This window comes from Muribaculum intestinale (assembly GCF_002201515.1).
Classification (GTDB): Bacteria; Bacteroidota; Bacteroidia; order Bacteroidales; family Muribaculaceae; genus Muribaculum; species Muribaculum intestinale.
In genome coordinates, this window is sequence record NZ_CP021421.1 from 814,557 (window position 1) to 840,640 (window position 26,084).

The following is a 26,084-nucleotide window of genomic DNA, read 5'->3' on the forward strand; positions in this document are numbered from 1 at the left end:
AGTTAACGGCCACTCCTCACACTGCTCTTTATCGTGCGGAATGTCATTGTCACGGCGTCGAACATCAGCAGACGGCAATCGAGCAAATCGCCGGCATGCGACAGGTATTTTATCACCTCGGTGGCCTGAAGCGTGCCTATCACACCGACCACGGTATTCATCACTCCATTGACCGAGCATGGCTGCTCCTGCGACGGAGGACGGCATCCGAACCATGCGCGATAGTCGGCGCCTCCGGGAAGATAGGTGAATATCTGTCCGGCCATACGCTGCACGGCTCCATATACCATCGGCGTGCCAAGGGCCACACACGTGTCATTGACCAGAAGGCGCGTATCGAAATTGTCGGTACAGTCGACCACTATATCATAACCCTCCACGAGCGACGATGAATTGCGCGAGGTAAGCATCTCGCCTACCGTCACCACATTGACATGAGGATTTATAGCTTTCATCTTCACGGCGGCGCTTTCCACCTTAGGGCGTCCGATGTCGGATGTATGATGAATAATCTGGCGCTGAAGGTTGCTTAGCGACACAGTGTCGGCATCGACTATGCCGATAGTCCCGACTCCTGCCGCCGCAAGATATAGACACACAGGAGAGCCAAGGCCTCCGGCTCCGACTACGAGTACACGCCCGCGCTCGATGGCACGCTGTCCGGGGAGGTCAATCTCACACAAAGCGCGGTGGCCGCTGTAGCGCACCGCTATATCTTCATCAATATCCTTATCCATTTTCAGTGACTTTACTTATACTCATGCGCCTGTCGCGCACTCCTGCCGCAAGCCGGTCATAAGCCATTTTCCAGACGATGGGAACCGCGACGCCTACCACCGTATATGCCACCCAGAATAAATCGGATGAAGCATAGTCGTGGATTACCATATGGCACCCTATCTGCCCGAAATCTAGACCGTACCACCATATCTTCACAAGACTCACGAGCTTGAACGCCGATATATGGAACACAAACACACACATTGTCATCTCGCCGACGGTGACAAGCGTGCGACGCAGCACATTGTCGCGCCGGTCGACATGCTGTGCAATCCGGCGCAGGAGCATGAATCCGAGTATTCCCGTCACCGGCAGAGTTGCTACGGTAAGCAGCGCAGGTGTCAGCGTCATCCCGGTCCATTCCAGCCATGCCCCGGCTATCAGAAAAGCGAATATCGCGACGGCATGCCACCACGACAGGCGCGGCATACGCGGTTCCAAAGCCCGGAATATCACCCCGAAGCTGAAGAAGAATATGCCCCATGTCTCGCGTATGCCACCCTGCACAACGGTGACGATACGCATGCCGCATCCTATCTTGAAAAGGGCGAATGCAAGAGCGGCGGCACATATTATTAACGAGGCACGTACCACACCAATTCCGGGAAACATGTGGCGCAGAAGCAGCCGCAGCAACAGATACCCGACAGAAGTAATCAGCAGCGCTCTGAAAAACCAGAACGCTCCTGCCATGAACTCGTCGTAGCCGGCCATTGAAAATATGATATGCACAAGCCTCTGAAAGAATGAATGCAGCGTGTAGGGATGTGTGACTCCACCCTTCCAGTTGCCGTACGTCTCATTAAGTATGCCGAAATAAAACAATATGTTGTGGAGCACCAGAAACAGGAGCGCCCACTTCACAAACGGGAAATAAAGCCCTCTGACACGCTTCATGCAGAATCGCCAGGGGTCGTCGAGACTCGACTGCGAAAAGAAATATCCGGCAGCGATGAAAAACACCGGCATATGGAAAAGATATATAAACCGCACAAGCATGTCGCCACCTTCGGCATGGCCTGCAACCATAAGGATGATAGCCATACCCTTCACAATCGACATAACTGTGTTACGTGGACGGGACTTATTAGCTGTTGCAACCGAGTTTTCCATATTACGGCCAAATTTAGCTATTTTTTTTGTAATTTTGCAACCTCCACACCATACATAATCTCATACGAATTATGCTGAAATTTATCGGCTGCATGATGCAGCTTATCATATCCCCGGGCAAAGGTTGGGCAGATATCGACGAAGTCGGCGAGTCACCGCAGCAACTCGCCACATCCGGTTTCTATCCGTTGCTCGGCATTACCGCTTGCTCGGCATTCCTGCCCCGCATCTACGACAAGAATCTCACGCTCCCGGTGCTGGTAGAAAGCGCGGTTGTGACATTCGTGAGCTATTTCATAGCCTATTTTCTTGCATCCGCCCTTATGTCGGCCACGATAGGCAAGGTGTCGACCGACAATCCAGGTGACAAGAAGATAAACACATTCATACTCTACAATCTGTCGATACTGGCCTTGATAACGCTGATACGCAACTGCCTGCCTATGGAGTTGTCGCTCGTGCAGTTCATGCCGCTGTTTGTGCTCGTAATCATGTGGGCCGGCCGGCAATACCTCAACGTTGCGGAAGGAAACATCCCATCGTTCCTGCTGCTCTGCGGGCTGTTTATCCTCCTGCCCCCCTACGTGGTAGGCTATATTTTCAAATTGCTTATGCCTATATGATTTGTCTGCAAGCCACAGGCAGACATGCCAATAAGAGACACTACAATCAACACACGCGAGTAATCTGACAACATGAACAGTAAAGAAATCAACATAAAAAACCGGCGTGCCACCTACGACTACGCCATCACCGAGACTTTTACAGCGGGGATTGTGCTTACCGGCACCGAGATAAAGTCGCTGCGCCAGGGAAAAGCGAGCCTTGTCGACACATTCTGCCTTGTCGACAACGGAGAGGTATGGGTGAAAAACATGTATATCGCCGAATACTTCTACGGCACCTACAACAACCACACCGAACGCCGCGACCGCAAGCTGCTGCTCAACCGCAAGGAGATAGCGCGTATGGAGAAATCGGGAAAAGAGGCCGGATTTACCATTGTTCCGCTGCGCCTGTTTATCAATGAGCGCGGTCTGGCCAAGCTGGTTGTGGGCATAGCCCGCGGTAAAAAAGAGTACGACAAGCGCCAGTCAATCAAAGAGCGCGAGGACAAGCGCGACATGGCCCGCATGATGCAGAAATAATGTAGCCTCGCCATGCATCTTCGGTTCTGCTTCCGGATGCGATATATGCGGAGCATTGTGCAGTCAATCACGACAAAAGATTTGCACAATCAAAAAAAACTACATACCTTTGCACCCATAATACCGGCTGCCTGAATGGTGGAATGGTAGACACGAGGGACTTAAAATCCCTTGGCCATAACGGCTGTGTGGGTTCGAGTCCCACTTCAGGTACCCCCTAATCGCCGCACTGACCAAAAGAGGTCAGTGCGGCGATTTTTTGCATCAATGGGGATGGGCATTTTTGTCGCCGGGCATGTCATGATGTGTGGTATACCCCACCCTGCGAACCGCTATGGCGCCTGTTGGGTGGGGCTAACGTCTCCCCGTTTTATGCCCGGCGACAAGTCGAAAAAGGAACCTGACGGGAGCAAAAAAAGAGACGGTGTGTCAGCCTCTCTGACACACCGTCGGGTTATATTGAACCAATCAATAAAGACCTAAATCCAAGTGGATGACATTACTTCCATTCGTCGTGCTGCACGAGCTTGGAGTTGGTGTTTATCTCGCCCTGAGGAATGGGCCATACTGTATCCTGAGGACCACGGGGGTTCTGGTGGTTCAGCACACCATAACCGTTGGCACGGTCCTGCTGCATGCGAGTCTGGGCATTTGCAAACTCACCCCAGCGATAGAGGTCGGCAAAACGGAGATCCTCGAAGGCGAGCTCTACGCGACGCTCGTGGCGCACGATAGCACGAAGCTCGGCCTGAGAGAGGCTCTTGTTCTTACCCTCTACATCACCTACCTTGGGCATACCTACGCGCTGACGCACCTGGTCGATGCAGTCGATGGCTGTAGTAGTGTCGGTACCCTTCTCGATAAGAGCCTCAGCATAGCTGAGAAGCACCTCGGCATAGCGGATAATGTAGTAGTCCATTGAGCCGTCGTATTCGTTCTGGGTATTTTCGGGGATGTACCATTTGAAGATATGCACTGTAGACGATGCTCCGCAGGTAGCGTAATATGTGCCATTCCATGTCATGCCGGGCACAAACAGAGTGCCTTTGAGACGCGGGTCGCGGTTGTCCCACATACGGAGATCCTGATTGGTCTTCGAATAGGGATTGCTTCCGCCCGGGAGGAGTTCGGCGGGGAAGAGAGGAGACTCAGTGATGGGGAGACCATCGGTGCAGTAATATTCGTTGGCAAGGTTCATCGATGCCTCGATAGCGTTCATGGGAGCTTTCCATGCGATACCGAATGTCTGACCTTCGCCCAGAGCCGGGCCCTTGTAGTGCACGCTCAGGAGCACTTCGTCGGCGTTTTCATTGGCTTCGGTAAAGAGGTCGCGGAAGTTGGCATAGAGGTCGGAGCCGTCGCCGGCCTTAAAGAGCTGTGCCTTGCCGTATACATTCTTATACGCATTGATAGCTTCGTCATAAAGGCCGGAGAAGAGGGCGATACGACCGAGGATGGCGTATCCGGCTTCGCGGCTCATGCGGCCTACGCTCTGTGAGCCCTTTGCGGGGAGGTTGGGGAGATTGGCTTTCAGCTCGGCAATAATCGAGTTGACGATATCGGCCTTCGGAGTTTTAGCTACTTCGGCAGTTGCCATCGTGAGCGGCTCGGTGAAATAGGGCACATCGCGGAACACCGATGTAAGGTTGCAGTAAGCGAGCGCGCGCAGAGCCATGGCTTCGGCACGGAACACATTCTTTACAGCATCGGATGCTGCGATACGGTCGATATTGGCAGTCACCTCGTTGCAACGCTTAACGAGCTCGAAGTTGGCGTTCCAGTACATCGAGAAGCACTCGTCGTTGGTGCCGGAAGTACATTCGCTGATTGAGCTGCCGAGCATCCAGTTGCCCCAGGTGTGGTCACCGTTGTCGGTCGATGTCTCGCGCGAGAGGAAACCGAAGTTCCAGTTGTCGAGGTGATCGTTGTAGAGGTTCATCGACTGCATAGCGTCGTAGCAGGCGGTAAGCCCCATCAGGGCATCTGCCTCGTTAGCCCAGAATGTGGATGACGAGGGCTGGTTGGGGTTGTCGACATTGAGGAAGTCATCGGAGCAAGAGGTCGACGTCATGGCCATGGCCGCAATGAGGGCCGAGCCAAAAAGAGTCTTTATGTTGAAAATATTATGTTTCATGATTTGTTCCTTTCGGGATTAGAATTGAACATTAACGCCGAATGAATATGTCTTCATGCCGGGATGCACATCCTGACGGCTGTCGCCTGAGGTCTTTTCGGGATCCCAGTTCTTGAGGCTGGTGATTGTCCAGAGGTTGCCGCCCGAGAAGTAGAGACGGATGCTGGAGATACCGGCCTTGGCGAGCACTGGCTGACGGAAAGTGTAGCCAACTTCGACTGTCTTCAGACGCAGATAGCTTGCGTCTTCGAGCCAGAATGAAGAGTATTTGTCGTTGGCGGTGTTGCCGATACGGGGCATTGAGCCGTTGGGGTTTGTCTCTGACCAGCGGTCGAGGAAGCGTTCGGTGAGGTTGCCTCGGATATCGGAGGTAGTCTCCCAGCAGTAGCGTTCGATACCGCTTACGCCCTGGAAGAATGCCGACACGTCGAAGTTTTTCCAAGTGGCGCCGAGGTTGAATGCGTAGCTGTATTTGGGGAAGGGATTACCGATAATCTTGCGGTCGGTGTCGTTGACATCGCCGCTTCCGTCAACATCCTCATACATGATATCGCCGGGCTTGGGAACAGAGCCGTACTGAGTGACAACCTGTCCGTCGGGGGTGAGGCGGTTGTTGACATCATCCTGTGTGCGGTAGATGCCGATAGCCTTGAGCGCATAATATGATCCGATAGGATCGCCGATGCGGTTGATGGTATTGCCGGAGATACGCTCTTCCTGACCTCCCATGGCGAGAATTTCGTTCTTCACATGAGAGATGCTGAAGCCTACGTTCCATGTCCAGTCGCCGTAGGAGTCGAGATAGTTCACACTCCATTCGAGACCACGGTTGCGCACTGTACCCACATTCTGGTAAGGAGCACCGAGGTTGCCGAGGAATATACCGGGCATGGCGAGCTGCATGAGGATGTCGGAGGTCTTCTTGTCGAACCAGTCGAAAGAGGTGGTGACGCGGTTGTTCCAGAATCCGAGGTCGACACCGAGGTTCCATGTGCGGGTTGTCTCCCAGCGGATATCGTCGTTAGGCACAGAGGTGGCTACCATACCGGCCTGCTTGTCGACAGCCTCGTTGAAGAAATAGTTGCCCGATGCGCCGAGGGTGGCTGTGTAGGGATAGTTGCCTATCTCCTGGTTGCCGAGCTTACCCCATGAGGCACGAATCTTACCCATGTTGAGAATCTCCTGAATATTGAAATTCTGGAAGAACTTCTCGTTGGTGAACACCCAACCTAGCGATACTGAGGGGAATGTGGCGTAGCGATTCTTGGAGGGGAGGCGTGACGAACCGTCGTGGCGCACGTTGAATTCCAGCATGTAGCGGTTGTCGTAGATGTAGTTGATGCGCCCGAAAAACGACTGCAGGCGATATCCCTGCGAGCTGCCGCCGGCTGTAGGATTCTTTGTGCCGCCGTCGAGTTCATAGATATTGTTGGTCGGGAAACCGGCCTTGGAGGCAGTGGTGCTGCGGTACTCCGAACTGATGGCCGAGTGGCCGGCAAGGAGGTTGATTTCATGTACACCGAAGCGCTTGTTGTAGGTAAGGAGGTTTTCGATGGTCCAGGTGGCGTTGTTGTACCAGTAGTCTGTGAGTGAGTTCTCGGTGCTGCCGGCCTTGATTACATTGCCGTCGGAATCGTAACGCTCGCCGCCGGTGGGATTGAACGCCTTGGTGGTGTTCATGTCGAAGTTGTAGGCGAGGTTGAGCTGGTACTTGAGGCCATCGTAGATGTCGATTGCGGCCCAGGCCTTTCCGTTGAAGAACCATTTGTAGTTGTTGCGGTAGCCGTTGGTCATGCTCTCAAGCGGGTTCTTCATCTGCTCGGCGTTAAGACCGGAAGGTGTGTTGGACGAACCGTCGATATAACCGAAATGACCGTTGGAGTACATAGCTGGCACAGTGGGGCGTGTAAACCACGAGATGTAGCGCATCACACCACCCTCACCGTCTACATTGATACATGGAGCGGTAATCTTGCTGCGCGAACCGAAAGCGTTCATACCGAATGAGAATCGCTTGTATTTGGTGTCGAGGTTAAGACGGAATCCGAGACGCTCAACGCCGGTCTGCATCATGATACCGTCCTGGTTGGAGTAGCTGAGCGACGCCATATAGTTGCTGGTGCCCGAGCCGCCCGACACGCCTATGCGATGCTGCCACATGGGAGCGTTGCGAAGCACCTCGTCGAGCCAGTCGGTGTTGGCATAATGGTCGGGGTCGCTGCCGTCGCGCAGTTTCTGGAGGGCTGCGTCGTCGTATGTTGCATCACGGTTGGCATATGCCATGGCCTCGTTGCGGATAAGAGCCCAGTTGTAGGAGTCGACATAATTGGGAAGAGTGCCGGGAGTCTGGAGGGTATAGCTGCCCTGGTAGTTCACGCTTACCTTCTCCGACTTCTGTCCGCGCTTGGTGGTGACAAGGATAACGCCGTTGGCGGCACGCACACCATAGATTGCCGCTGATGCAGCGTCCTTAAGTACCGACACACTCTCGATATCGGCTGCGGGTAGTTCCGACAGCTGCGAGAGGGCACACTCTACTCCGTCGATAAGGAGCATCGGGTTGTTGTTGCCGAAAGTACCGATACCGCGGATACGGATTTCAGGGTTGTCGGCACCGGCCTGGGCGCCACTTCCTGTCATCACAAGTCCGGGTACACGTCCTTGAAGTAGGGTTGCAGTGTTGGCCACGGGTATGTTTTCAATATCCTTGGAAGATACAGAGGCTACCGCACCTGTAAGGTTGATTTTCTTTTGTGTGGCATAACCTACTACCACAGTTTCGTCAAGCATTGTGCTTGAGGGCTGGAGCACGACATCGAACGATGTACGGTCGCCAACGGGATAGGTTGCGGGCGAATAGCCGATATAGCTTACCGTAATGCTCTGCTTCGGGTCAGCATCAAGCCTGAATTCTCCATTTACGTCAGTAATCACGGTCACTTTCGTGCCCTTGATTTCAACTCTCGCGCCGATCAACGGCTCACCGTCAGGATCGGTGACAGTTCCCTTCACCACGGCTCCTTGAGCCACAGTGACAGCGCAGACCATAGCGCTCATGGCCATGCCGCGGCGGAACTTACTGAAATAGTTCACACTCATAATGATTGGTAAATAACGGGCTTCCGACTCCGTATGTATGGAGACAGTATCACCCAAGATTAGAATAGATGGTTTGTGTTCTGCTAAAATTTAAGGTAAGATACGCGTAATCCACATCATTTTACAGGCTCGTAGTAGCGGACCCAGTCAATCTCCATCTCCACAGGCAGGTCGGCAGGGTCAACATCACCAACCCACTGCCCGCCAAGCTGCATGTCTATGAGCAGATACTGGGGTATGTAGAAGGGGAACTGACCTTCGGCCCCGTCATTCACCTTAGGATAGGTAAGTGTCGGCTCTCCGTTAATCATGAATACGATTTTGTCGGGATACATCTCAACTCCATACACGTTGAATTCCTCGCGATTGATGGGATATATGCCTGTCGACTGGGGGTTGGCTGTACGGCCAAGGTCGTGTGTGTAGTGGGAATGCACCGTCTGGTAAGCGCCATGATTGTTATTGAGGCGCTCCATAATGTCGATTTCGCCGCCATTGGGCCACATATTGTTTTTGTGGTCGTAAGGGAGGAGCCATATTGCAGGCCATGCGCCTTTGGCACCATGGAGCTTCGCACGAATCTCGAAACGCCCCGGGTCAAACGATTTCTTGTCCTTTGTCCAGATGCCTCCGGTAAGATATGGAGCAGGATCCTTGGTGGTGTCGTCGTTTACGATTCCCCGCAGTTTCAGTGTGCCGTCGCTCACTTCATAAAGGCGCGGATCCGGCGATTGGGTGTTCTGCCAATCGGGATTTCCGCGAGTACATTTGCTCCATGCTGTAGAGTCAATCTGTGTACCGTCGAAATTCTCTTCCCAGGCGAGACGCCACTTGTATTGGTCGGGGGCAGGGTCGTTAGATGCAAGCGCCATAATTGGCAGCGCCGAAATAACAATAGACAATAAGCGGTTCATTCAATAATAATGATAATTTGTTTTTATGGCATCAATTTGATGGAAACAAAGGTATGATATTAATTTTTATTTTTCTTAACATCCAGGCTTTTTTTTAATATTATTTAACTATAATTATATCAAAATACTTCAATAATCACAAAAATACTATGGCATACTTATCAATAGCACCCAATAACCGCCTATTAGTTACCTATACCACAAATCTATAGATATTGAAGTAACAATTACAGTAATTAACCAAATGTGTCTCTATTGTGTGTATCATTCGCGCAACACCACACCTACTATCTCCATCCGGGCTTCAAGTACGGATAATAACCTCAGATAAAAAGACGTTGCGACTGAAAGTGTGTTACGCCACAACGCCACTACTTTACATAGGATTAACGCCATTCAGTACGCGGTTTACCACGCGCTTTGCATTAATTGCAGGAAATTCAGTGAAGACAAATAACAAGCTGATGAATAATCCCGCTTCCTTTGCTCTTATGATATAGTCAACTTTATCGGTTGCCGACATCACAGTGAGAGATTGTCTAAAAAATACGTGAGGCCATGTCACAACTGACACAGCCTCTTTTATCAAAAGGAGAAAAACGTTAAATCATATATTCACTCCCGCACTCTTAGTCCATGTCAATGTACCACTACCGGCGTCCATTTCATCAGGAATATTTGTTACGAGTTTTGTGTCAGTCCAAGTAATTACATTAATGGTTCCACGTCCTGCGTAAGGCTCAGTAACATTCAACGTCAACACTTGATTTCCATAGCTCCACGTCCCTTTTTCTGTGACAGCAGAAGGTCCATCCAGATCATCTTCTACAAGGCTTTCAAAAATAAAATTCCCGTTTTGATATAACGTCAATTTTATTTTTGTTTCATCAGGCATCGGACCGGCATAAGATTCGCCATCTTCATCAGTCACATTCACATAAGTCACTCTCCAGACTCCAGGATATGGAGCACCGGAAGTACCTTCCGGTTCGTCGTCATCGTCGCCGCAAGCAGAGAAAACACACGAAAAAGAGAACATCAACACACTGATTAGCAATAATTTTTGTAAGGTTTTCATTCGATAATGATTTATTTAAGTTATTATTTACTCGATAAAGGTAATACTTTTATTTTACCCCCCCTATTTAACATTTATTAACACAAAGTAATTGCCAACATCGCAAGAAAAAAGAATGTGCCACTGCTGACACATCCCAGAATATTTTATTTACCTATTGACCGTCATTATTTTACTGTCGAAAGCATCGGCAGAAGAATGTCATGGATTGCAGGAGTACCACAACAATAACGCAGATGTTGCGTCTAATTAATTCATATCCGCCAACATTTGAAATGCATGTACCTATAATGAAATTATATCCGGACGGCAATTAGTTGCGCTCTTTTCTGATTGGTGTGATATGTTATTCCTCAAGACTGTCGGAACTCTTTTTGAGCTGACCAAGTAGGCTGAATCTCAATTCCGTACCATCAGAAAGCCCGACTATATGACCGACTGATTTCTTGTTGATTCGGTTTATAATAGCATCAGGATAACTCGCAGCCACTTTTCTGCGGATATGTTTAGGCACGAGTTCATCGGGGACACTCTTCTTTTTGCAGTCGACGGATGTCCATTCTCCAGAATTGTTGAATTCTATCTTAGTGCCGTTTACCAGCTTTACGTCATAGTCAGTCTTCTTAAGCAGATGCTTGTCGACCTTAATCATAGATATTTTTGCCTTTGGGAAATAGGTGGTAATCATCTCCTGCGCCTTTACAGGAAGATTGTCACGGTCAAGAATCTAACCATATTTGAATATCAATGCATTGATACCGTATGGTGCAAATATGAAGGTTTAAATTCATAAGAATGATATCAGTTACTTTGTCATTTCTTATCTCGGAAGTATGTTTGAAGCCCAGTTGGGAAGCTCTTCGACATAGCGTTTCGCAAGCTCACCGTCGCTCAATCGGAACAAAAGCCGGGCTTCCGCGTCCTCAATTGAGTTGTCGTAGACATAGAGCCTGTCAACGTATGGAGCCAAAGCTATACAGTTTGCGATGGACTTGTCGTAGCGGGATATAATTTTGGGTATAGGCACATCGTGACCTCCATTCAGCACTCGGTTTGCTACTCGCTTCGCATTTATTGTCGGCGATTCAGTGGAAACGAAGAACAGACGGATAAAGAATCCGGCTTGCTTCGCTCTGAGAATGTAATCGACCTTATCTGCAGCAGACATCACAGTCTCAAAGATATGGCTCTTGCGTTCGGCAAGACATCTTTCCCTCCATTCATTGCAATAGTTGGCGGCTTTCAGTACAGATGCCTGATTGTTCCAGTCGCCGAATACATCGCGGGCGACATTGTCGGGATTGATATATTCCGAATCCTCCAACCACTCATGATGCAGAATCTTGGAGGTCACGGAAGTCTTGCCCGACCCATTGGGCCCGGCAATCACTATCAGCACCGGTCTGTGCTCACTTGCCGCCATTGCGAAGCCTGTTTAAGGTTTCTTCAACTCTTGCGCGAGCTTCATGCGAAGCTGCCTCAATACCGGCAACCACGCGCTCGGCAGCCCTGCGGGTGCTTTCGCGGGCATCCTCGGCCACCTCACGCATAATCTGTGCCATGCGTTCATCGCCCGGCTCCTCCATCGACGTCAGTCGATAACTATTCATCTCAGCTTCCGACATAATATAATCTTTTATTATTCAACGCCATCGACGTCCTCTATTATAGAGACATTGAAAGAAATCAACACATCTTCGTTAGTGTCTAATTATAACATTAACAAGAATTTATCGCTATGATTTCCGAGAACAAAATTACAGAAATTTTCTGTCTTGCAGATGACTTCTGCAAGTATTTTTCATCCTAACTCAAATCACCATCCCAATTCTCTTTCACAGCAAGGGATTCAGAGAATAATTCAGTCATTATGAAACTCCATAAATCCATGCTGCTTTCTATCACAGTATTCATCAAAGAAGTGCTGCCGGGGACATGTACAGGCGAACTCACGTTTCTGTCTATATCGCGTGTGTCGTTTGTGTGATATCCCGCCTATCTCCATCCGGACTTCAAGTACCGATAATAATAGCTCCAGCCAATACATCCACAGATTTAAAAAAAGAGGCGTTGCGGCTGAAAACGCGTTTCGCCACAACGCCTCTACTTTACATAGATGTGGATTACTCGTCAAGACTGTCGGAACTCTTTTTGAGCTGACCGAGCAGATTGAACTTCAATTCCGTGCCGTCAGAAAGCCCGACGATATGTCCGCCTGACTTCTTGGTGATTCGGGTTATAGTGGCATCAGGATAGCTTGAAGCCACTTTTCTCCGGATATGTTTAGGCACGAGCTCAGTCGGGACACTCTTCTTTTTGCAGTCGACGGATGTCCATTCGCCCGCATTGTTGAATTCTATTTTAGTGCCGTTTACCAGCTTTACATCATAGTCGGTCTTTTTAAGCAGATGTTTGTCGACCTTAATCATAGATATTTTTGCCTTTGGGAAATAGGTGGTAATCATCTCCTGCGCCTTTACAGGAAGATTGTCACGGTCAAGGGTGTATTTATCGGCCCTGGCCATAGGTATGAATGCGATTAATGCAAAAATTAAAAACAAAAGTTTCTTCATAATGTCAATCTTGAAATCTTATTGAGTACATCTTGAGAGACAAATCCGGATGATTCTAAAAATCAGCTCCGGACATATCCTTAAAAAAAATCGGCCCACACCATCTTGCAATGCATGTGAGCCGATTCATATATGAATTAAAAATTTATCCGATTGATTCCGTACTGATTGCAGAATATCAATCCGGAGTCGGTCCTGCCTATTGCAGGTGTGACCAAATGAAGGTTACTTCACTTCCTCGAAGTCTACGTCGGTCACATGGTCGTCGCCTGAGGGCTGCGAGGCGCCCGGCTGAGGACCTGCCTGCTGACCGGCAGCCGACTGAGCCTGCTGCTGGGCGTTGAGGATATCCTGCTGTGCGGCACCGAATGCGGCCTCAATCTCCTTGATTGCGGCATCGCATGCAGCCACGTCCTGAGCCTTGTGGGCATCCTTCAGCTTGGCCACACCGGCTTCGATGGCCGATTTCTTGTCGGCAGGAATCTTGTCGCCGAGTTCAGAGAGCTGTTTCTCGGTCTGGAAGATGAGGGCGTCGGCCTGATTGAGTTTGTCAATCTTCTGCTTCTCGGCCTCGTCGGCTGCGGCGTTGGCTGCTGCCTCGTCCTTCATACGCTTGATTTCAGCATCGGTAAGGCCCGATGAAGCCTCGATACGGATGCTCTGCTCCTTGCCGGTAGCCTTGTCCTTGGCCGACACGTTGAGGATGCCGTTGGCGTCAATCTCGAAAGTAACCTCAATCTGAGGAATGCCACGTGGTGCGGGTGCGATACCGTCGAGATGGAACTTGCCGAGGGTCTTGTCGTCTTTTGCAAGAGGACGTTCGCCCTGGAGCACATGGATTTCTACCGAAGGCTGGTTGTCGGCTGCGGTAGAGAATGTCTCGCTCTTACGTGTAGGGATGGTAGTGTTGGCCTCGATAAGTTTGGTCATGACACCGCCGAGGGTCTCGATACCCACCGACAGAGGCACAACGTCGAGGAGAAGCACATCCTTAACATCGCCGGAGAGCACACCACCCTGGATAGCGGCGCCTACGGCTACCACTTCGTCGGGGTTGACACCCTTCGAAGGAGCCTTGCCGAAGAATTTCTTTACAATCTCCTGGATAGCGGGGATACGTGTCGAGCCGCCTACGAGAATCACCTCGTCGATGTCGGAAGCCTTGAGACCGGCGTCGTTGAGAGCCTGCTCGCAAGGTTTGATTGTAGCCTGGATAAGTCTGTCGGCCAGACGCTCGAACTCGGCGCGGGTAAGAGTCTTTACCAAGTGGCGGGGAACACCGTCGACAGGCATGATGTAGGGAAGGTTGATTTCAGTGGTTGTAGAGCTCGAAAGTTCGATTTTGGCCTTCTCGGCAGCCTCTTTCAGACGCTGGAGAGCCATTGAGTCCTTGCGGAGGTCAACGCCGTATTCCTGCTGGAATCCGTCGGCGAGCCAGTCGATGATGACATGGTCGAAGTCGTCACCGCCAAGGTGTGTATCACCGTTGGTCGACTTAACCTCAAACACGCCGTCGCCAAGCTCAAGGATGGAGATATCGAATGTACCGCCACCGAGGTCGAACACGGCAATCTTCTGATCCTTGTCGCTCTTGTCGAGACCGTAAGCAAGCGCAGCCGCGGTAGGCTCGTTGACGATACGGCGCACCTTGAGACCGGCAATCTCACCGGCTTCCTTGGTAGCCTGACGCTGTGAATCGTTGAAGTAGGCGGGCACGGTGATTACGGCCTCGTCTACAGTCTGGCCCAGGTAGTCCTCGGCAGTCTTCTTCATCTTCTGAAGAATCATGGCCGAAATCTCCTGAGGTGTATATTCGCGGCCATCGACAAGCACACGCACGGTGCCGTTGTCGGCCTTTGCAACTTCGTAGGGCACACGCTTTACCTCTTCGGCAACCTCGTCGTAGCGTTCACCCATGAAACGCTTGATTGAATATACGGTGCCTTCAGGATTGGTGATAGCCTGACGCTTGGCAGGATCGCCTACCTTACGCTCGCCTCCGGCGATAAAAGCCACGATAGAAGGTGTGGTGTTGCGTCCCTCGCTGTTAGGGATAACCACAGGGTCGTTACCCTCAAGTACGGCTACACATGAATTGGTAGTACCCAAGTCAATACCGATTATTTTTCCCATAATTGTAAGTTTTATATTTTTTGTTTCTTGAATTTTGATTTTATCAGGTCAATTGCCGAATCTCCATTGCGGACCTCCGACGCTCATAGACAAAACAAATCATGTGCCAAAAAGGTTGCATGTAATATTAATTTTATATATCTCAGCACATTAGCCATTTTTAACCTACTGACACACCCACTGACACAATTTCACTTGACACTGACATCTGACACTATACAGTCTCATCTTTTTACAAACTTTCACATGTCGCCCCGATGCTTTTACTCAAAAATTGCTAAATTTGCCGGAAATTGCCGGTAGTGGGCATAGACTACCTTCCGGCGACATTACGACAACAATTATCATAAACCATATATACCACAAAATGAACATCTCCCACATTGAACATGTAGGCATAGCCGTTCCCTCGCTGGACGAGGCTATCCCCTTCTACGAAAACATCCTTGGCCTTAAGTGTTTTGCCATCGAAGAAGTAGCCGACCAGAAAGTGCGCACAGCATTCTTCCAGGTAGGACAGACCAAAATCGAGCTGCTTGAAGGCACATCCGATGACAGCGCCATCTCCAAGTTTATCGCCAACAACGGCGGTCGCGGCGGCATACAGCACATCGCATTCGCCATGGCCGACGGCGTGGCCAACGCACTGGCCGAAGCCGAGGAAAAAGGCTGCCGTCTTATCGACAAGGCTCCCCGCAAGGGCGCAGAGGGCCTCAACATCGCCTTCCTCCACCCCAAATCGACATGCGGCACACTCGTAGAACTCTGCGAGGACCCCAAGAAGATGTAACCAAGTTTTCAAGAATCATACTATACCCATATACATATATTTATATATGAGCAACCAACTCGAAAAAGTCAAGGAACTCATCGCCATGCGCGAGGAGGCCCGCCTTGGCGGTGGCGAGAAAGCCATCCAGAAACAGCACGAGAGAGGCAAATATACCGCACGCGAACGCATCGCACAGCTCCTCGACGAAGGCTCGTTTGAAGAGCTCGATATGTTTGTGCGCCACCGTTGCACCAACTTCGGCCAGGAAAAGAAATCATATCTCGGCGACGGCGTAGTGACCGGCTACGGCACTATCGACGGCCGACTCGTATACGTATTCGCTCAGGACTTCACCGTATTCGGCGGCTCGCTGTCGGAGACAATGGCTCTGAAAATCTGCAAAATCATGGATATGGCCATGAAGATGGGCGCTCCCGTCATCGGCCTCAACGACTCGGGAGGCGCACGTATACAGGAAGGCATCAACGCCCTTGGCGGATATGCCGAGATATTCCAGCGCAACATCCTCGCTTCGGGTGTAGTGCCACAGATTTCATGTATCCTCGGTCCCTGCGCCGGCGGTGCCGTATACTCCCCCGCCCTCACCGACTTCACCATCATGGCCAAGGGTATCTCCTATATGTTCCTCACAGGCCCGAAGGTAGTAAAGACCGTGACAGGCGAGGATGTGACCCAGGAAGCCCTCGGCGGCGCTCAGGTACACTCTACCAAAAGCGGTGTATGCCACTTCGCAGCCGAAGATGGCGAGGACGCACTGAAAATCACACGCAAGCTCTTCAGCTTCATTCCTCAGAACAACCTTGAGGAGCCGCCGCTGATTGAATGCACCGACCCCATCGACCGTCTGGAAGACACTCTCAACGAAATCATTCCCGACAGCGCCAACAAGCCCTACGACATGTATGAGGTAATCGGCGCCATCATTGACCACGGTGAATTCCTCGAAGTACAGCGCGACTACGCAAAGAACCTAATCGTAGGCTTTGCCCGCATGAACGGCCAGAGCGTCGGCATCGTGGCCAACCAGCCCAAATACCTGGCCGGTGTACTCGACAGTAACGCATCCCGCAAAGGCGCGCGTTTCGTACGTTTCTGCGACGCCTTCAACATTCCTCTGGTGACACTCGTCGACGTGCCGGGCTTCCTCCCGGGTACAGGCCAGGAATACAACGGCGTTATCCTCCACGGCGCAAAACTGCTCTATGCATTCGGCGAGGCGACAGTGCCCAAAGTTACTGTAACCCTGCGCAAGAGCTACGGCGGCTCACACATCGTGATGAGCTGCAAGCAGCTCCGCGGCGACATGAACTACGCATGGCCTACCGCCGAAATCGCCGTTATGGGTGGTGCCGGTGCCGTAGAGGTGCTCTATGCCAAAGAAGCCAAGGCTGCCGAAGACCCCGCAAAGGTGCTCGCCGAGAAGGAGCAGGAGTACAACAAGCTCTTCTGCAACCCCTACAACGCTGCCAAGTACGGCTACATCGACGACGTAATCGAGCCACGCAACACACGCTTCCGCGTAATCCGTGCACTCCAGCAGCTTGCCACCAAGAAAGTCACAAACCCCGCCAAGAAACACGGCAACATACCTCTCTAATCCATCTGCAATGAGAAAGAGTATCATCCTGTTTCTTGCCCTCACACTCGTATGCGGCGCATCGGCCTTTGCTCAAGGACGCAAAGGCCTACGCATCAACGAGGTGATGGTACAGAACGACTCAAACTATGTAGACGACTACGGACAGCATCAGGCTTGGATCGAGCTTTTCAACTCGACATATGCCCCGATGGAGATTTCCAGCGTCTACATCACCAACGACCCCGCCGAGCCCAAGAAGTACCCCGTGCCTCTGGGCGATGTCAACACCGAAATCCCCACACGTCAGCATGTTGTGTTCTGGGCCGACGGAGAGCCCAACAAAGGCACATTTCACCTCAGCTTCCGCCTTACCCCGGGACAGGACAACTGGATTGGTGTATATGACGCCAACGGACGCACGCTTATCGACTCTGTGACAGTGCCCGCTTCGCTACTGCCCAACACTACCTATGCAAGAGCAATCGATGGCGAGGGACTGTGGGAGGTGCGCGACGGCGGCGACAAATACATCACTCCCTCAAGTGCCAACCAGATTGTCGACACTAACGGAAAAGTCGAGATGTTTGCAGAGACCGACGGCCACGGATTCGGCTTGTCGCTCATGGCGATGCTCATCGTATTCTTCGCACTCGCTCTTCTGTGTGTATGCTTCTACATCATAAGCAGAGTGGGCGCCTCGGTATCGCGCAGAAACAAGGCCGCATCACAGGGCATAGATGCCCGTCAGCTGCCGAAGGAAGAGAAGCCCCAGCACGACTCAGGCGAGGAAATTGCCGCTATCGTAATGGCCCTCAACGACCACCTCAACGCACACGACCGCGAGAGTACAATCCTCACAATCAACAAGGTACGTCGCGCCTACTCGCCCTGGAGCTCAAAGATATACAATCTCCGCGAGCTTCCGCACCGTTAATCCGACAACACATCTTACCAACAAAGATCAAACTACAATGAAAGAATATAAATATAAAATCAACGGCAACAACTACAATGTTGCCATAGGCGACATTGTCGACGGCAAAGCCGAAGTGCTTGTCAACGGCACGCCTTACAAAGTGGAGCTTGACCAGAAGAAAGCACCCGTAACCGTAGTAAGCCAGACCCCGCGCGCAGCGGCAGCTCCCCGCACCGCAGCCGGCGACAAGGTAATAGCAAAACCCAGCGTAGCTGCCGGCGGCACTCAGATTAAAGCCCCCCTTCCCGGCACCGTGATGTCGGTCAACTGCAAAGTAGGCGATGTAGTAAAAGCCGCCGACACAGTGGTAGTGCTTGAGGCCATGAAGATGGAAAACGCCATTCATGCCGGATACGACGGCAAGGTGGCATCCATCACATGCAACCCCGGCGACGCCGTGCTCGAGGGTGCCGTACTCATCACCCTTGAATAATCCATATTCCGTAACAACCTCAAACTTTCATCCCCCGGAATATGATATCATTAATGAGTTTCAGCGAATTCATATCCGTAAACTTCCACCAGTTCTGGGTGCTCACCGGCTTTGCCAATGTCACATGGCAGCATGGAGTGATGCTCCTCGTGGGTCTGTTCTTCATATGGCTCGCCATAAAGAAGAATTTCGAGCCTATGCTTCTGGTGCCCATCGGTTTCGGTATACTCCTCGGAAATATTCCCTTCAACGCCACCGCCGGTCTCGAAATCGGCATATACGAAGAGGGGTCAGTGCTTAATATCCTCTACAACGGTGTGTCGGCCGGTTGGTATCCTCCGCTGATATTCCTCGGCATCGGCGCCATGACCGACTTCAGCGCGCTTATCGCCAACCCCAAGCTAATGCTTATCGGCGCGGCGGCACAGTTCGGTATCTTCGGAGCCTACATGGTGGCCCTCGCCCTTGGATTCTCGCCCGACCAGGCCGGTGCGCTAGCCATCATCGGTGGCGCCGACGGTCCTACAGCCATCTTCCTGTCATCAAAACTGGCGCCTAACCTCATGGGAGCAATCGCCGTGTCGGCCTACTCCTACATGGCCCTTGTGCCACTGATTCAGCCGCCAATCATGCGCCTGCTCACCACAAAGAAAGAGCGTGTGATACGCATGAAGCCCGCCCGCGCCGTGAGCCAGAACGAGAAAATCATCTTCCCGATTATCGGCCTGCTGCTTACCTGCTTTGTGGTTCCCTCCGGCATACCTCTGCTCGGCATGCTCTTCTTCGGCAACCTGCTCCGTGAGTGTGGTGTCACAACACGTCTGGCCAAGACTGCAAGCAACGCTCTTACCGACATCGTGACAATGCTCCTCGGCCTTACAGTAGGCGCGTCGACTCAGGCCACATCGTTCCTTACCGTCGACACCATCTTCATCTTCGCTCTCGGTTTCATGGCCTTCATCATCGCATCGGCATCAGGTGTGATATTCGTGAAGATTTTCAATCTATTCCTCCCCCAGAACAAGAAGCTCAATCCCCTCATCGGCAACGCCGGAGTATCCGCTGTGCCGATGTCGGCCCGTATCTCCAACAACCTCGGCCTCGAATACGACCCGACCAACTATCTGCTCATGCATGCCATGGGCCCCAACGTTTCGGGCGTAATCGGTTCAGCCGTCGCAGCAGGTGTCCTTCTGGGATTCCTCGCCTGATAAGTGCAAGTATCAACGGCGCCATCGGATATTTCATACATACCGATGGCGCCGTAGATATTACAATACCTCTCTTTAGACACTGCCGGCCATACAGCATACGAGTGTTCTGAAGCGCTCGACTAAAATTAGTGGATGTTAAAATACAGTTACAATCAACATCGGTTACCAAACTTTATCGTACGGTGAAACGTATTAAGGTCAAAGCACGCTGCAAGACTGCCATCACAGTGCTACCGCATCCGACACAGCTCACGCAGACGTTCTCTATCACTTTTCACTGAAATACCCCCAGCATTACTCTACACGACTCATGATCACAAAAAAAGTAATCGACGAACTTTACCGTAAATACCGCCGTCGTCCCGACAGCATCGACTCGCTCGATATACCTCTGCTATTCGAACATGCACCAGACAACCACGACCTGCAGATTGACGCCGACGGCAATCTGATAATCGGAAGTATCGACGAGCGCTCTCCTTTCCGTGAAATAGCTCTGAGAAATGTAAACGGTATAACACATTTTGATGATACTCTCGCAATCGTGCTCCACAGCTCAATTCTCTTTCTCAACAAGCACGACCAGGGCGTCAACGTACATATCCGCACCGAACAGCCTTCCATATGGGAGCGCCTGCGCTGGAAGCTCCGCAATGCCTGACACGCCTCGCGCATCAATATAATCCTCCTCTCCACGCTCCGCACTCCACTCCTGCCTCTCCCCCATCGCCCTATATACATCTCCTCCATTTACATCCTCCCGGCCGGGTCACCGATGATTCCCCGTCGGGATTAATTATATCCTCACTTATTAGAGCGTGATTTTTAAATATTTAATCACGCCTAAAAAAAATGACGCCGCGTCTGACACACAATCTACTGTGTCGACGCGGCGTCTTGCTATAGGGTCAGATAGATTATCTCACGATAAATTTCTTTGCAGTCTTGTTGCCCTGCTTCACGATGTAGAGTCCGTTGCCGGGGTTCTCCACTCGGATACCAAGCATATTGTAGTACTCTACAGGAGCATTCATGTCAATGCCAATCTCATCGATTGAAGATGCATCCTCCGAGTATACCTTGATATTGTCGATAAACCAACGCTGGGCAGTAGTTAATTCCCAATTTGCTTCAGTAGTGCGGATTGTCAGTTTTGTATTATCATTAACTGTGATACCTGCGAGAGAAACTACAGCTGTCTTCCACTCATAATCAGCATCATCAGCCCATGTCTCTACCGGCGCATTGACATACTTTACATCTGTACCATTCTCGACAATAACGCAAAGTTCCGTTTTGTCAAATACGCCAGAACCCTGCTTCATCGGACACCAGTCAAAGCTGACAAACACATCCTTACCTTCCGGAATTCCTTCGATTGATGGCAATACGAGTCCGAGCTGGAAACCCTTTCCATTGCTTGTCGTCTTACCTGTCTTATTGAATTTCAGATAATTCTGCTGCAAATAAAGAGCTATGTCTTTATTATTCTTATTATTAAGGAAGTTATACACCGATACCAGATCATAACCCTTCTGCTGCATAGCTTCGAGAGCACTTACATCATCGACCTTACATGCATCGGCTTTAGGAGCTTCAGCTTCAGCACCGTTTGTTCCAATTGTATTTCCGGCTGCAGGTTCACCATTGCCATTTTTGCCAGCCTTAGCATAAGGCTCAAGCCACTCGAAATCTTCCTGGAAATAGACTGTTTCGGCCTGTGCGGCGGATATTGACATGGCCGCAATACTTAATGAAAGTAAAAATTTCTTCATATCTTATTGTTTTTAAGGTTAATATGGTCAGACTATCTAAGAATATACCGTTGTCGGCCATAATACAGCCGACACGTGACAGGCTTAGTACATCGCAAATTTATATATAATACAATTACATCCCAAAAAAAATCACTTTTTTATCGAAAAAACTCAAACGACCCTGCCAATCACATGAAACATACAGATATTTCATAAAGAAACAGCGCATATGCGATTATTTTGTATTTTGCGTTTCCTCTACTTTTCACTAACTTTACGCCAAAATTTTACAGCCAATTATGTATCGTACCAAGACCTGTGGCGAGCTACGGCTCGCCGATGCCGGTCAGACCGTGACCATATCCGGATGGGTGCAGCGCATCCGCAAGATGGGCGGTATGACATTTGTCGATATCCGCGACCGCTACGGCATAACCCAAGTCGTTTTCAACAACGAGGTTGACGCAGCTCTCTGCGAAGAAGCCAACCATCTCGGACGCGAGTTCGTAGTGCAGATTACCGGAAAAGTAGCCGAACGCTATGCCAAAAATCCCGAAATGCCTACCGGAGACATCGAGATTGAGGCCCAGACTCTCACCGTGCTCAACCGCTCGGAAGTGCCACCGTTCACTATTGAAGACGAGAGCGACGGAGGCGATGACATACGCATGAAGTACCGCTACCTCGACCTGCGCCGTCCCTGCGTGCGCGCCAACATCGAGTTGCGCCATCGCATGACCATGGAGGTACGCCGCTATCTCGACAGCAAGGGCTTCCTCGAAATCGAGACCCCCATGCTCGTAGGCTCCACCCCCGAAGGCGCACGCGACTTTGTGGTGCCTTCTCGTATGAACCCCGGCCAGTTCTATGCCCTGCCCCAGTCGCCCCAGACCCTCAAGCAGCTGCTTATGGTGTCGGGCATGGACCGCTACTTCCAGATAGTGAAGTGCTTCCGCGACGAGGACCTGCGCGCCGACCGCCAGCCCGAGTTCACTCAGATTGACTGCGAGATGTCATTTGTAAACCAGGACGATATCATCAACCTGTTCGAGGGTATGGCCAAGCACCTCTTCAAGGAACTGCGCGGCGTAGAGCTTACCGAGCCGTTCATCCGCATGCCATGGGCCGACGCGATGCGCCTATACGGCTCCGACAAGCCCGACCTGCGCTTCGGCATGACATTCGTCGAACTGATGGACGTGCTCAAGGGACACGGATTCAGCGTATTTGACAACGCAGCATACATCGGAGGCATCTGCGCCACCGGCGCTGCAAACTACACTCGCAAGCAGCTCGACCAGCTCACCGACTTCGTAAAGCGTCCGCAGATTGGAGCCAAGGGCATGGTATACGCCCGAGTGGAAGCCGACGGCAACGTAAAATCGTCGGTCGACAAATTCTATACCCAGGAGACTCTCCAGGAACTCAAAAAAGCAATGAACGCCCGGCCCGGCGACCTCATCCTGATACTCTCAGGCGACGACGTGATGAAGACACGCAAGCAACTGTGCGAGCTTCGTCTCGAAATGGGACGCCAGCTCGGCCTGCGCGACAAAAATAAATTCGCCTGCCTGTGGGTCGTCGACTTCCCGATGTTTGAGTGGAGCGACGAAGAGCAGCGCCTCATGGCAATGCACCACCCCTTCACCCATCCCAAGGACGAGGACATACCCCTGCTCGACACCGACCCGGCAGCCGTGCGCGCCGATGCCTACGACATGGTTGTCAACGGCGTGGAAGTGGGCGGCGGCTCAATCCGTATCCACGACAGCGAGCTTCAGGCCAAAATGTTCGAGATACTCGGATTCACCCCCGAGAAGGCACAGGAGCAGTTCGGATTCCTGATGAACGCATTCAAGTACGGCGCACCGCCCCACGGAGGTCTTGCCTACGGACTCGACCGCTGGGTATCCCTGTTCGCCGGTCTCGACTCGATACGCGACTGCATCGCATTCCCAAAAAACAATTCAGGACGCGACGTGATGCTCGACGCGCCGGCCGCCCTCGACCAGAAGCAGCTCGACGAGCTCAACCTCGCCATCGACATCCGCGACAAGGAATAACATCCGCGACATATGACTATCAACTCAATAATCGGGGCCATCCAGGAGGTGGCCCCGACTTCTCTACAGGAGGGTTACGACAACTCAGGCCTCCAGCTCGGCGACGCCTCCAAAGAATGTACCGGCATACTGCTTTGCGTCGACGTCACCCCCGGTCGTGTCGACGAGGCCATAGCCCGCGGCTGCAACCTGATTGTGTCACACCACCCGCTCCTGTTCCACGGACTCAAACAGATTACCGGCGCCACCCCGCATCAGCAGGCCGTTATTCGCGCCATTGAGGCCGGAGTGGCCATCTACTCGGCCCACACAAGCCTCGACAATGCCCCAGGAGGTGTCAGCGCATGGCTCGCCCGGGAGCTTGGCCTCAACTATACGGGTCCACTCTGCCCCATCAGTGCCGACATGCCCCAGGCGGGTGCCGGCGCCCTGACCACAGCAGCCACACCGCTCACAGCAGCCATGCTTGCCGACAGAGTAAAGAAAGCATGCGGCTCGCCGGTATGCCGATGCACGACACCTCCTCAAGGCGCCGTCATCACCCGCATAGCAATGTGCGGAGGCTCCGGAGGCTCAATGATACCCGACGCGATAGCGGCCGGAGCACAGGCATACATAACTTCCGACGTACGCTATCACGACTTTCTCGACTATGCCGACCGTATTTTCATCATCGACATAGGCCATTTCGAGTCGGAGGAATGCACAAAACGGATTTTTTATCATATAATTACACAAAAATTTCCTAACTTTGCAGTTCATTATTCCGATTCAGAAAAAAATCCGATAAACTATATTTAGGAATGGCTACTGAAAAGAAATCCGAAGGCCTCTCGGTAGAGCAGCGCATGAAAGCCCTCTACGAGCTTCAGACCATACTCTCCGAAATCGACCGCATCAAGCAGATACGCGGCGAACTTCCCCTTGAGGTTAAAGACCTCGAGGACAACATCGAAGGTCTCAAGACCCGCATCGAGAACTATCGCCGCGACGTTGAGGACTTCCGTAGAAAAACATCTATCGAAAAGGAGAAAATCAACGAGTCGCAGGCTAAAATAGCACGATACAAGGAGCAGCTCGACAACGTACGCAACAACCGCGAGTTCGACCTACTCTCTAAAGAAGTCGAATTCCAGACCCTCGAGATTGAACTTTCAGAAAAGCACCTCAACGAATTCGCCCGTGCCATCGACTCGCGCAACGCCGATATCGCCGCTACCGAGGAGAAACTCTCCGACAGCCAGCATATCCTCCAGGAGAAAAAGGCCGAGCTTGATGAAATCGTATCCGAGACCCGTCAGGACGAAGAGCGCCTTCGTGTGCGCGCAAAGGAAATCGAGCCCACTATCGACGAGCGCACACTCAAAGCATTCAAGCGTATCCGCGACAACGCCCGCAACGGCCTTGGCATAGTATATATCCAGCGCAACGCCTGCGGCGGATGTTTCAACCGCATCCCGCCACAGAAGCAGATGGAAATCAAGATGCACAAGAAAGTAATCGTATGCGAATACTGCGGCCGCATCATGATTGACCCTGAACTCGCCGGTATCGCCGAAGCAGAGGTTGCAGCCGGAAAGTAACCCCGAATCCCACATCCGTAAGATACATTTACCGGCGGTGTGTCAGATTTCAACTGACATACCGCCGGTATTGCATAATAGCCAGCGCCTGACAAAAATGATTGCTGTATGCACGACAACGCCATTACCACCGCTACGTTCCGTATATCTCCGGCATCATACGCCGCAATAATCATGCGCCGATGGCTTGCCATATGGTGGTGGGCTGTGGCCGCGCTGCCTTTATGCTCCATAGCCGCGGCTATCCTCATGACCGACATTCGCTATCTGATGCTCGCGCTGGTGCTTGTGTGTCTCGTAATTCCGCCCGCTCTCCTTATCGTATACTATTATTACGCGCTCGACCCCAAAGCTCGGGTCAATATACCGCCGCATAGCGTAGGTTGCGACGGCCATACCCTGACAATCTCAGAATACGCCGCGCCACAACCCGATTCCAACGAAGAGAACGACAATGTTGACACCACGCCACAGAGGGAATTCACATCGCCGGACGATGCTCCCGTAGCCGTCAGCAAGATACCGCTATCCTCTCTATATGGCATAAGGCACTCTCGCGGGAATATATGTATAAACCTCGATAACAGGACCATACCACCCATGCTCATCATACCATACTCGGCATTTCCGTCATCAGCCTCACTGCGGGAGTTCCTGGCCATGATAAAAAACTGACATACGCTTGTTATATACTTGTTTTATACTGTCGAAAAC

At 51.5% G+C, this 26,084-nt stretch carries 24 protein-coding genes, 1 tRNA gene and 1 pseudogene; 14 read left to right on the top strand and 12 right to left on the bottom strand.

Annotation, left to right across the window (positions count from 1 at the left end; all coding sequences use genetic code 11):
* Positions 1 to 2 precede the first annotated feature (2 nt).
* Both ADH68_RS03470 and ADH68_RS03475 read right to left on the bottom strand, forming a co-directional pair.
* Positions 3 to 737 carry a HesA/MoeB/ThiF family protein gene (locus ADH68_RS03470; RefSeq protein WP_088294774.1) on the bottom strand — a complete coding sequence of 245 codons (735 nt, stop codon included), beginning with the start codon at positions 735 to 737 and terminating at the stop codon, positions 3 to 5.
* The gene (locus tag ADH68_RS03475) at positions 730 to 1,842 is read right to left on the bottom strand and encodes an acyltransferase family protein (protein ID WP_157755865.1); all 1,113 of its coding nucleotides are present in this window, start codon (positions 1,840 to 1,842) and stop codon (positions 730 to 732) included. The genes ADH68_RS03470 and ADH68_RS03475 overlap by 8 nt, the downstream gene beginning before the upstream one ends.
* Positions 1,843 to 1,964: 122 nt before the next feature.
* On the opposite strand from ADH68_RS03475, the gene ADH68_RS03480 reads away from it, so the two are divergent.
* From ADH68_RS03480 to ADH68_RS03490, 3 genes are all read left to right on the top strand, one after another.
* Positions 1,965 to 2,516 (top strand): hypothetical protein, encoded by a 552-nt coding sequence (locus ADH68_RS03480; RefSeq protein ID WP_068959791.1) that lies wholly within the window; start codon positions 1,965 to 1,967, stop codon positions 2,514 to 2,516.
* 72 nt (positions 2,517 to 2,588) lie between these two features.
* Complete coding sequence (gene smpB / locus ADH68_RS03485; RefSeq protein ID WP_068959790.1) at positions 2,589 to 3,041, top strand: SsrA-binding protein SmpB; 453 nt, start codon at positions 2,589 to 2,591, stop codon at positions 3,039 to 3,041.
* 129 nt (positions 3,042 to 3,170) lie between these two features.
* Positions 3,171 to 3,254: transfer RNA gene (locus ADH68_RS03490), tRNA-Leu, on the top strand.
* A gap of 286 nt (positions 3,255 to 3,540) precedes the next feature.
* On the opposite strand, the gene ADH68_RS03500 is transcribed toward ADH68_RS03490, so the two are convergent.
* The 7 genes from ADH68_RS03500 to ADH68_RS13820 all read right to left on the bottom strand — a co-directional run bounded on the left by ADH68_RS03500 (position 3,541) and on the right by ADH68_RS13820 (position 11,891).
* Positions 3,541 to 5,175, bottom strand: coding sequence for a RagB/SusD family nutrient uptake outer membrane protein (locus ADH68_RS03500; protein ID WP_068959788.1), 1,635 nt, complete (start codon positions 5,173 to 5,175; stop codon positions 3,541 to 3,543).
* An 18-nt stretch (positions 5,176 to 5,193) separates the two neighbouring features.
* The gene (locus ADH68_RS03505) at positions 5,194 to 8,274 is read right to left on the bottom strand and encodes a SusC/RagA family TonB-linked outer membrane protein (RefSeq protein WP_068959787.1); all 3,081 of its coding nucleotides are present in this window, start codon (positions 8,272 to 8,274) and stop codon (positions 5,194 to 5,196) included.
* A 116-nt stretch (positions 8,275 to 8,390) separates the two neighbouring features.
* Complete coding sequence (locus ADH68_RS03510; protein ID WP_068959786.1) at positions 8,391 to 9,188, bottom strand: glycoside hydrolase family 16 protein; 798 nt, start codon at positions 9,186 to 9,188, stop codon at positions 8,391 to 8,393.
* Positions 9,189 to 9,795: 607 nt separating this feature from the next.
* Positions 9,796 to 10,266 carry a lipocalin-like domain-containing protein gene (locus ADH68_RS03515; RefSeq protein ID WP_068959785.1) on the bottom strand — a complete coding sequence of 157 codons (471 nt, stop codon included), beginning with the start codon at positions 10,264 to 10,266 and terminating at the stop codon, positions 9,796 to 9,798.
* A gap of 346 nt (positions 10,267 to 10,612) precedes the next feature.
* On the bottom strand, positions 10,613 to 10,954 hold the full coding sequence (locus tag ADH68_RS03520) for a PepSY-like domain-containing protein (RefSeq protein WP_084273894.1): 342 nt from the start codon (positions 10,952 to 10,954) through the stop codon (positions 10,613 to 10,615).
* A 132-nt stretch (positions 10,955 to 11,086) separates the two neighbouring features.
* A complete protein-coding gene (locus ADH68_RS03525; RefSeq protein WP_068959784.1) occupies positions 11,087 to 11,689 on the bottom strand; it encodes a zeta toxin family protein in 603 nt (200 codons plus the stop codon).
* Positions 11,676 to 11,891, bottom strand: coding sequence for a hypothetical protein (locus ADH68_RS13820; RefSeq protein ID WP_068959783.1), 216 nt, complete (start codon positions 11,889 to 11,891; stop codon positions 11,676 to 11,678). Before ADH68_RS13820 ends, ADH68_RS03525 begins: the two co-directional genes overlap by 14 nt.
* Before the next feature lie 113 nt (positions 11,892 to 12,004).
* Here ADH68_RS13820 and ADH68_RS14330 point away from each other — a divergent pair.
* Positions 12,005 to 12,211, top strand: a pseudogene (locus tag ADH68_RS14330) (IS982 family transposase); the annotation flags it as partial.
* Positions 12,212 to 12,389: 178 nt separating this feature from the next.
* Here ADH68_RS14330 and ADH68_RS03530 read toward each other — a convergent pair.
* Together ADH68_RS03530 and dnaK are read right to left on the bottom strand one after the other, a co-directional pair.
* Positions 12,390 to 12,791 (bottom strand): PepSY-like domain-containing protein, encoded by a 402-nt coding sequence (locus tag ADH68_RS03530; RefSeq protein ID WP_161953080.1) that lies wholly within the window; start codon positions 12,789 to 12,791, stop codon positions 12,390 to 12,392.
* Positions 12,792 to 13,064: 273 nt separating this feature from the next.
* Complete coding sequence (gene dnaK / locus ADH68_RS03535; protein ID WP_068959781.1) at positions 13,065 to 14,972, bottom strand: molecular chaperone DnaK; 1,908 nt, start codon at positions 14,970 to 14,972, stop codon at positions 13,065 to 13,067.
* A gap of 367 nt (positions 14,973 to 15,339) precedes the next feature.
* On the opposite strand from dnaK, the gene mce reads away from it, so the two are divergent.
* From mce to ADH68_RS03565, 6 genes are all read left to right on the top strand, one after another.
* Positions 15,340 to 15,762 carry a methylmalonyl-CoA epimerase gene (gene mce / locus ADH68_RS03540; RefSeq protein WP_068959780.1) on the top strand — a complete coding sequence of 141 codons (423 nt, stop codon included), beginning with the start codon at positions 15,340 to 15,342 and terminating at the stop codon, positions 15,760 to 15,762.
* Between the two features lie 46 nt (positions 15,763 to 15,808).
* Entirely contained in the window at positions 15,809 to 17,362 is a 1,554-nt protein-coding gene (locus tag ADH68_RS03545) for an acyl-CoA carboxylase subunit beta (RefSeq protein WP_068959779.1), read from the top strand.
* A gap of 10 nt (positions 17,363 to 17,372) precedes the next feature.
* A complete protein-coding gene (locus ADH68_RS03550) occupies positions 17,373 to 18,278 on the top strand; it encodes an OadG family transporter subunit (protein WP_068959778.1) in 906 nt (301 codons plus the stop codon).
* 37 nt (positions 18,279 to 18,315) lie between these two features.
* On the top strand, positions 18,316 to 18,753 hold the full coding sequence (locus ADH68_RS03555; protein ID WP_068959777.1) for a biotin/lipoyl-containing protein: 438 nt from the start codon (positions 18,316 to 18,318) through the stop codon (positions 18,751 to 18,753).
* Positions 18,754 to 18,806: 53 nt separating this feature from the next.
* Entirely contained in the window at positions 18,807 to 19,964 is a 1,158-nt protein-coding gene (locus tag ADH68_RS03560) for a sodium ion-translocating decarboxylase subunit beta (RefSeq protein ID WP_068961942.1), read from the top strand.
* Between the two features lie 313 nt (positions 19,965 to 20,277).
* Positions 20,278 to 20,628, top strand: a complete 351-nt coding sequence (locus tag ADH68_RS03565) for a hypothetical protein (protein ID WP_068959776.1) — start codon at positions 20,278 to 20,280, stop codon at positions 20,626 to 20,628.
* A 256-nt stretch (positions 20,629 to 20,884) separates the two neighbouring features.
* Here the strand turns inward: ADH68_RS03565 and ADH68_RS03570 are convergent, their stop codons facing one another.
* Complete coding sequence (locus tag ADH68_RS03570) at positions 20,885 to 21,742, bottom strand: hypothetical protein (RefSeq protein WP_133165661.1); 858 nt, start codon at positions 21,740 to 21,742, stop codon at positions 20,885 to 20,887.
* A gap of 281 nt (positions 21,743 to 22,023) precedes the next feature.
* Between ADH68_RS03570 and aspS the strand changes: the two genes are divergently transcribed.
* From aspS to ADH68_RS03590, 4 genes are all read left to right on the top strand, one after another.
* On the top strand, positions 22,024 to 23,787 hold the full coding sequence (gene aspS / locus ADH68_RS03575) for an aspartate--tRNA ligase (RefSeq protein WP_068959774.1): 1,764 nt from the start codon (positions 22,024 to 22,026) through the stop codon (positions 23,785 to 23,787).
* 12 nt (positions 23,788 to 23,799) lie between these two features.
* Entirely contained in the window at positions 23,800 to 24,588 is a 789-nt protein-coding gene (locus ADH68_RS03580) for a Nif3-like dinuclear metal center hexameric protein (protein WP_068959773.1), read from the top strand.
* 2 nt (positions 24,589 to 24,590) lie between these two features.
* Positions 24,591 to 25,370, top strand: coding sequence for a zinc ribbon domain-containing protein (locus tag ADH68_RS03585; protein WP_068959772.1), 780 nt, complete (start codon positions 24,591 to 24,593; stop codon positions 25,368 to 25,370).
* A 108-nt stretch (positions 25,371 to 25,478) separates the two neighbouring features.
* The gene (locus ADH68_RS03590) at positions 25,479 to 26,045 is read left to right on the top strand and encodes a hypothetical protein (protein WP_068959771.1); all 567 of its coding nucleotides are present in this window, start codon (positions 25,479 to 25,481) and stop codon (positions 26,043 to 26,045) included.
* The last annotated feature ends 39 nt before the right edge of the window (positions 26,046 to 26,084 follow it).

What these genes read in the sequence shown, in the direction of transcription:
- ADH68_RS03585 (WP_068959772.1), top strand. Translation starts at nt 24,591, where the DNA reads ATGGCTACTGAAAAGAAATCCGAAGGCCTCTCGGTAGAGCAGCGCATG.
- ADH68_RS03515 (WP_068959785.1), bottom strand. Translation starts at nt 10,266, where the DNA reads ATGAAAACCTTACAAAAATTATTGCTAATCAGTGTGTTGATGTTCTCT.
- ADH68_RS03530 (WP_161953080.1), bottom strand. Translation starts at nt 12,791, where the DNA reads ATGGCCAGGGCCGATAAATACACCCTTGACCGTGACAATCTTCCTGTA.
- ADH68_RS03590 (WP_068959771.1), top strand. Translation starts at nt 25,479, where the DNA reads ATGCACGACAACGCCATTACCACCGCTACGTTCCGTATATCTCCGGCA.
- ADH68_RS03500 (WP_068959788.1), bottom strand. Translation starts at nt 5,175, where the DNA reads ATGAAACATAATATTTTCAACATAAAGACTCTTTTTGGCTCGGCCCTC.
- ADH68_RS13820 (WP_068959783.1), bottom strand. Translation starts at nt 11,891, where the DNA reads ATGTCGGAAGCTGAGATGAATAGTTATCGACTGACGTCGATGGAGGAG.
- ADH68_RS03580 (WP_068959773.1), top strand. Translation starts at nt 23,800, where the DNA reads ATGACTATCAACTCAATAATCGGGGCCATCCAGGAGGTGGCCCCGACT.
- dnaK (WP_068959781.1), bottom strand. Translation starts at nt 14,972, where the DNA reads ATGGGAAAAATAATCGGTATTGACTTGGGTACTACCAATTCATGTGTA.
- ADH68_RS03545 (WP_068959779.1), top strand. Translation starts at nt 15,809, where the DNA reads ATGAGCAACCAACTCGAAAAAGTCAAGGAACTCATCGCCATGCGCGAG.
- ADH68_RS03565 (WP_068959776.1), top strand. Translation starts at nt 20,278, where the DNA reads ATGATCACAAAAAAAGTAATCGACGAACTTTACCGTAAATACCGCCGT.
- ADH68_RS03560 (WP_068961942.1), top strand. Translation starts at nt 18,807, where the DNA reads ATGAGTTTCAGCGAATTCATATCCGTAAACTTCCACCAGTTCTGGGTG.
- smpB (WP_068959790.1), top strand. Translation starts at nt 2,589, where the DNA reads ATGAACAGTAAAGAAATCAACATAAAAAACCGGCGTGCCACCTACGAC.
- ADH68_RS03525 (WP_068959784.1), bottom strand. Translation starts at nt 11,689, where the DNA reads ATGGCGGCAAGTGAGCACAGACCGGTGCTGATAGTGATTGCCGGGCCC.
- ADH68_RS03510 (WP_068959786.1), bottom strand. Translation starts at nt 9,188, where the DNA reads ATGAACCGCTTATTGTCTATTGTTATTTCGGCGCTGCCAATTATGGCG.
- ADH68_RS03520 (WP_084273894.1), bottom strand. Translation starts at nt 10,954, where the DNA reads ATGATTACCACCTATTTCCCAAAGGCAAAAATATCTATGATTAAGGTC.
- ADH68_RS03470 (WP_088294774.1), bottom strand. Translation starts at nt 737, where the DNA reads ATGGATAAGGATATTGATGAAGATATAGCGGTGCGCTACAGCGGCCAC.
- ADH68_RS03570 (WP_133165661.1), bottom strand. Translation starts at nt 21,742, where the DNA reads ATGAAGAAATTTTTACTTTCATTAAGTATTGCGGCCATGTCAATATCC.
- ADH68_RS03550 (WP_068959778.1), top strand. Translation starts at nt 17,373, where the DNA reads ATGAGAAAGAGTATCATCCTGTTTCTTGCCCTCACACTCGTATGCGGC.
- aspS (WP_068959774.1), top strand. Translation starts at nt 22,024, where the DNA reads ATGTATCGTACCAAGACCTGTGGCGAGCTACGGCTCGCCGATGCCGGT.
- ADH68_RS03475 (WP_157755865.1), bottom strand. Translation starts at nt 1,842, where the DNA reads ATGTCGATTGTGAAGGGTATGGCTATCATCCTTATGGTTGCAGGCCAT.
- ADH68_RS03555 (WP_068959777.1), top strand. Translation starts at nt 18,316, where the DNA reads ATGAAAGAATATAAATATAAAATCAACGGCAACAACTACAATGTTGCC.
- ADH68_RS03505 (WP_068959787.1), bottom strand. Translation starts at nt 8,274, where the DNA reads ATGAGTGTGAACTATTTCAGTAAGTTCCGCCGCGGCATGGCCATGAGC.
- mce (WP_068959780.1), top strand. Translation starts at nt 15,340, where the DNA reads ATGAACATCTCCCACATTGAACATGTAGGCATAGCCGTTCCCTCGCTG.
- ADH68_RS03480 (WP_068959791.1), top strand. Translation starts at nt 1,965, where the DNA reads ATGCTGAAATTTATCGGCTGCATGATGCAGCTTATCATATCCCCGGGC.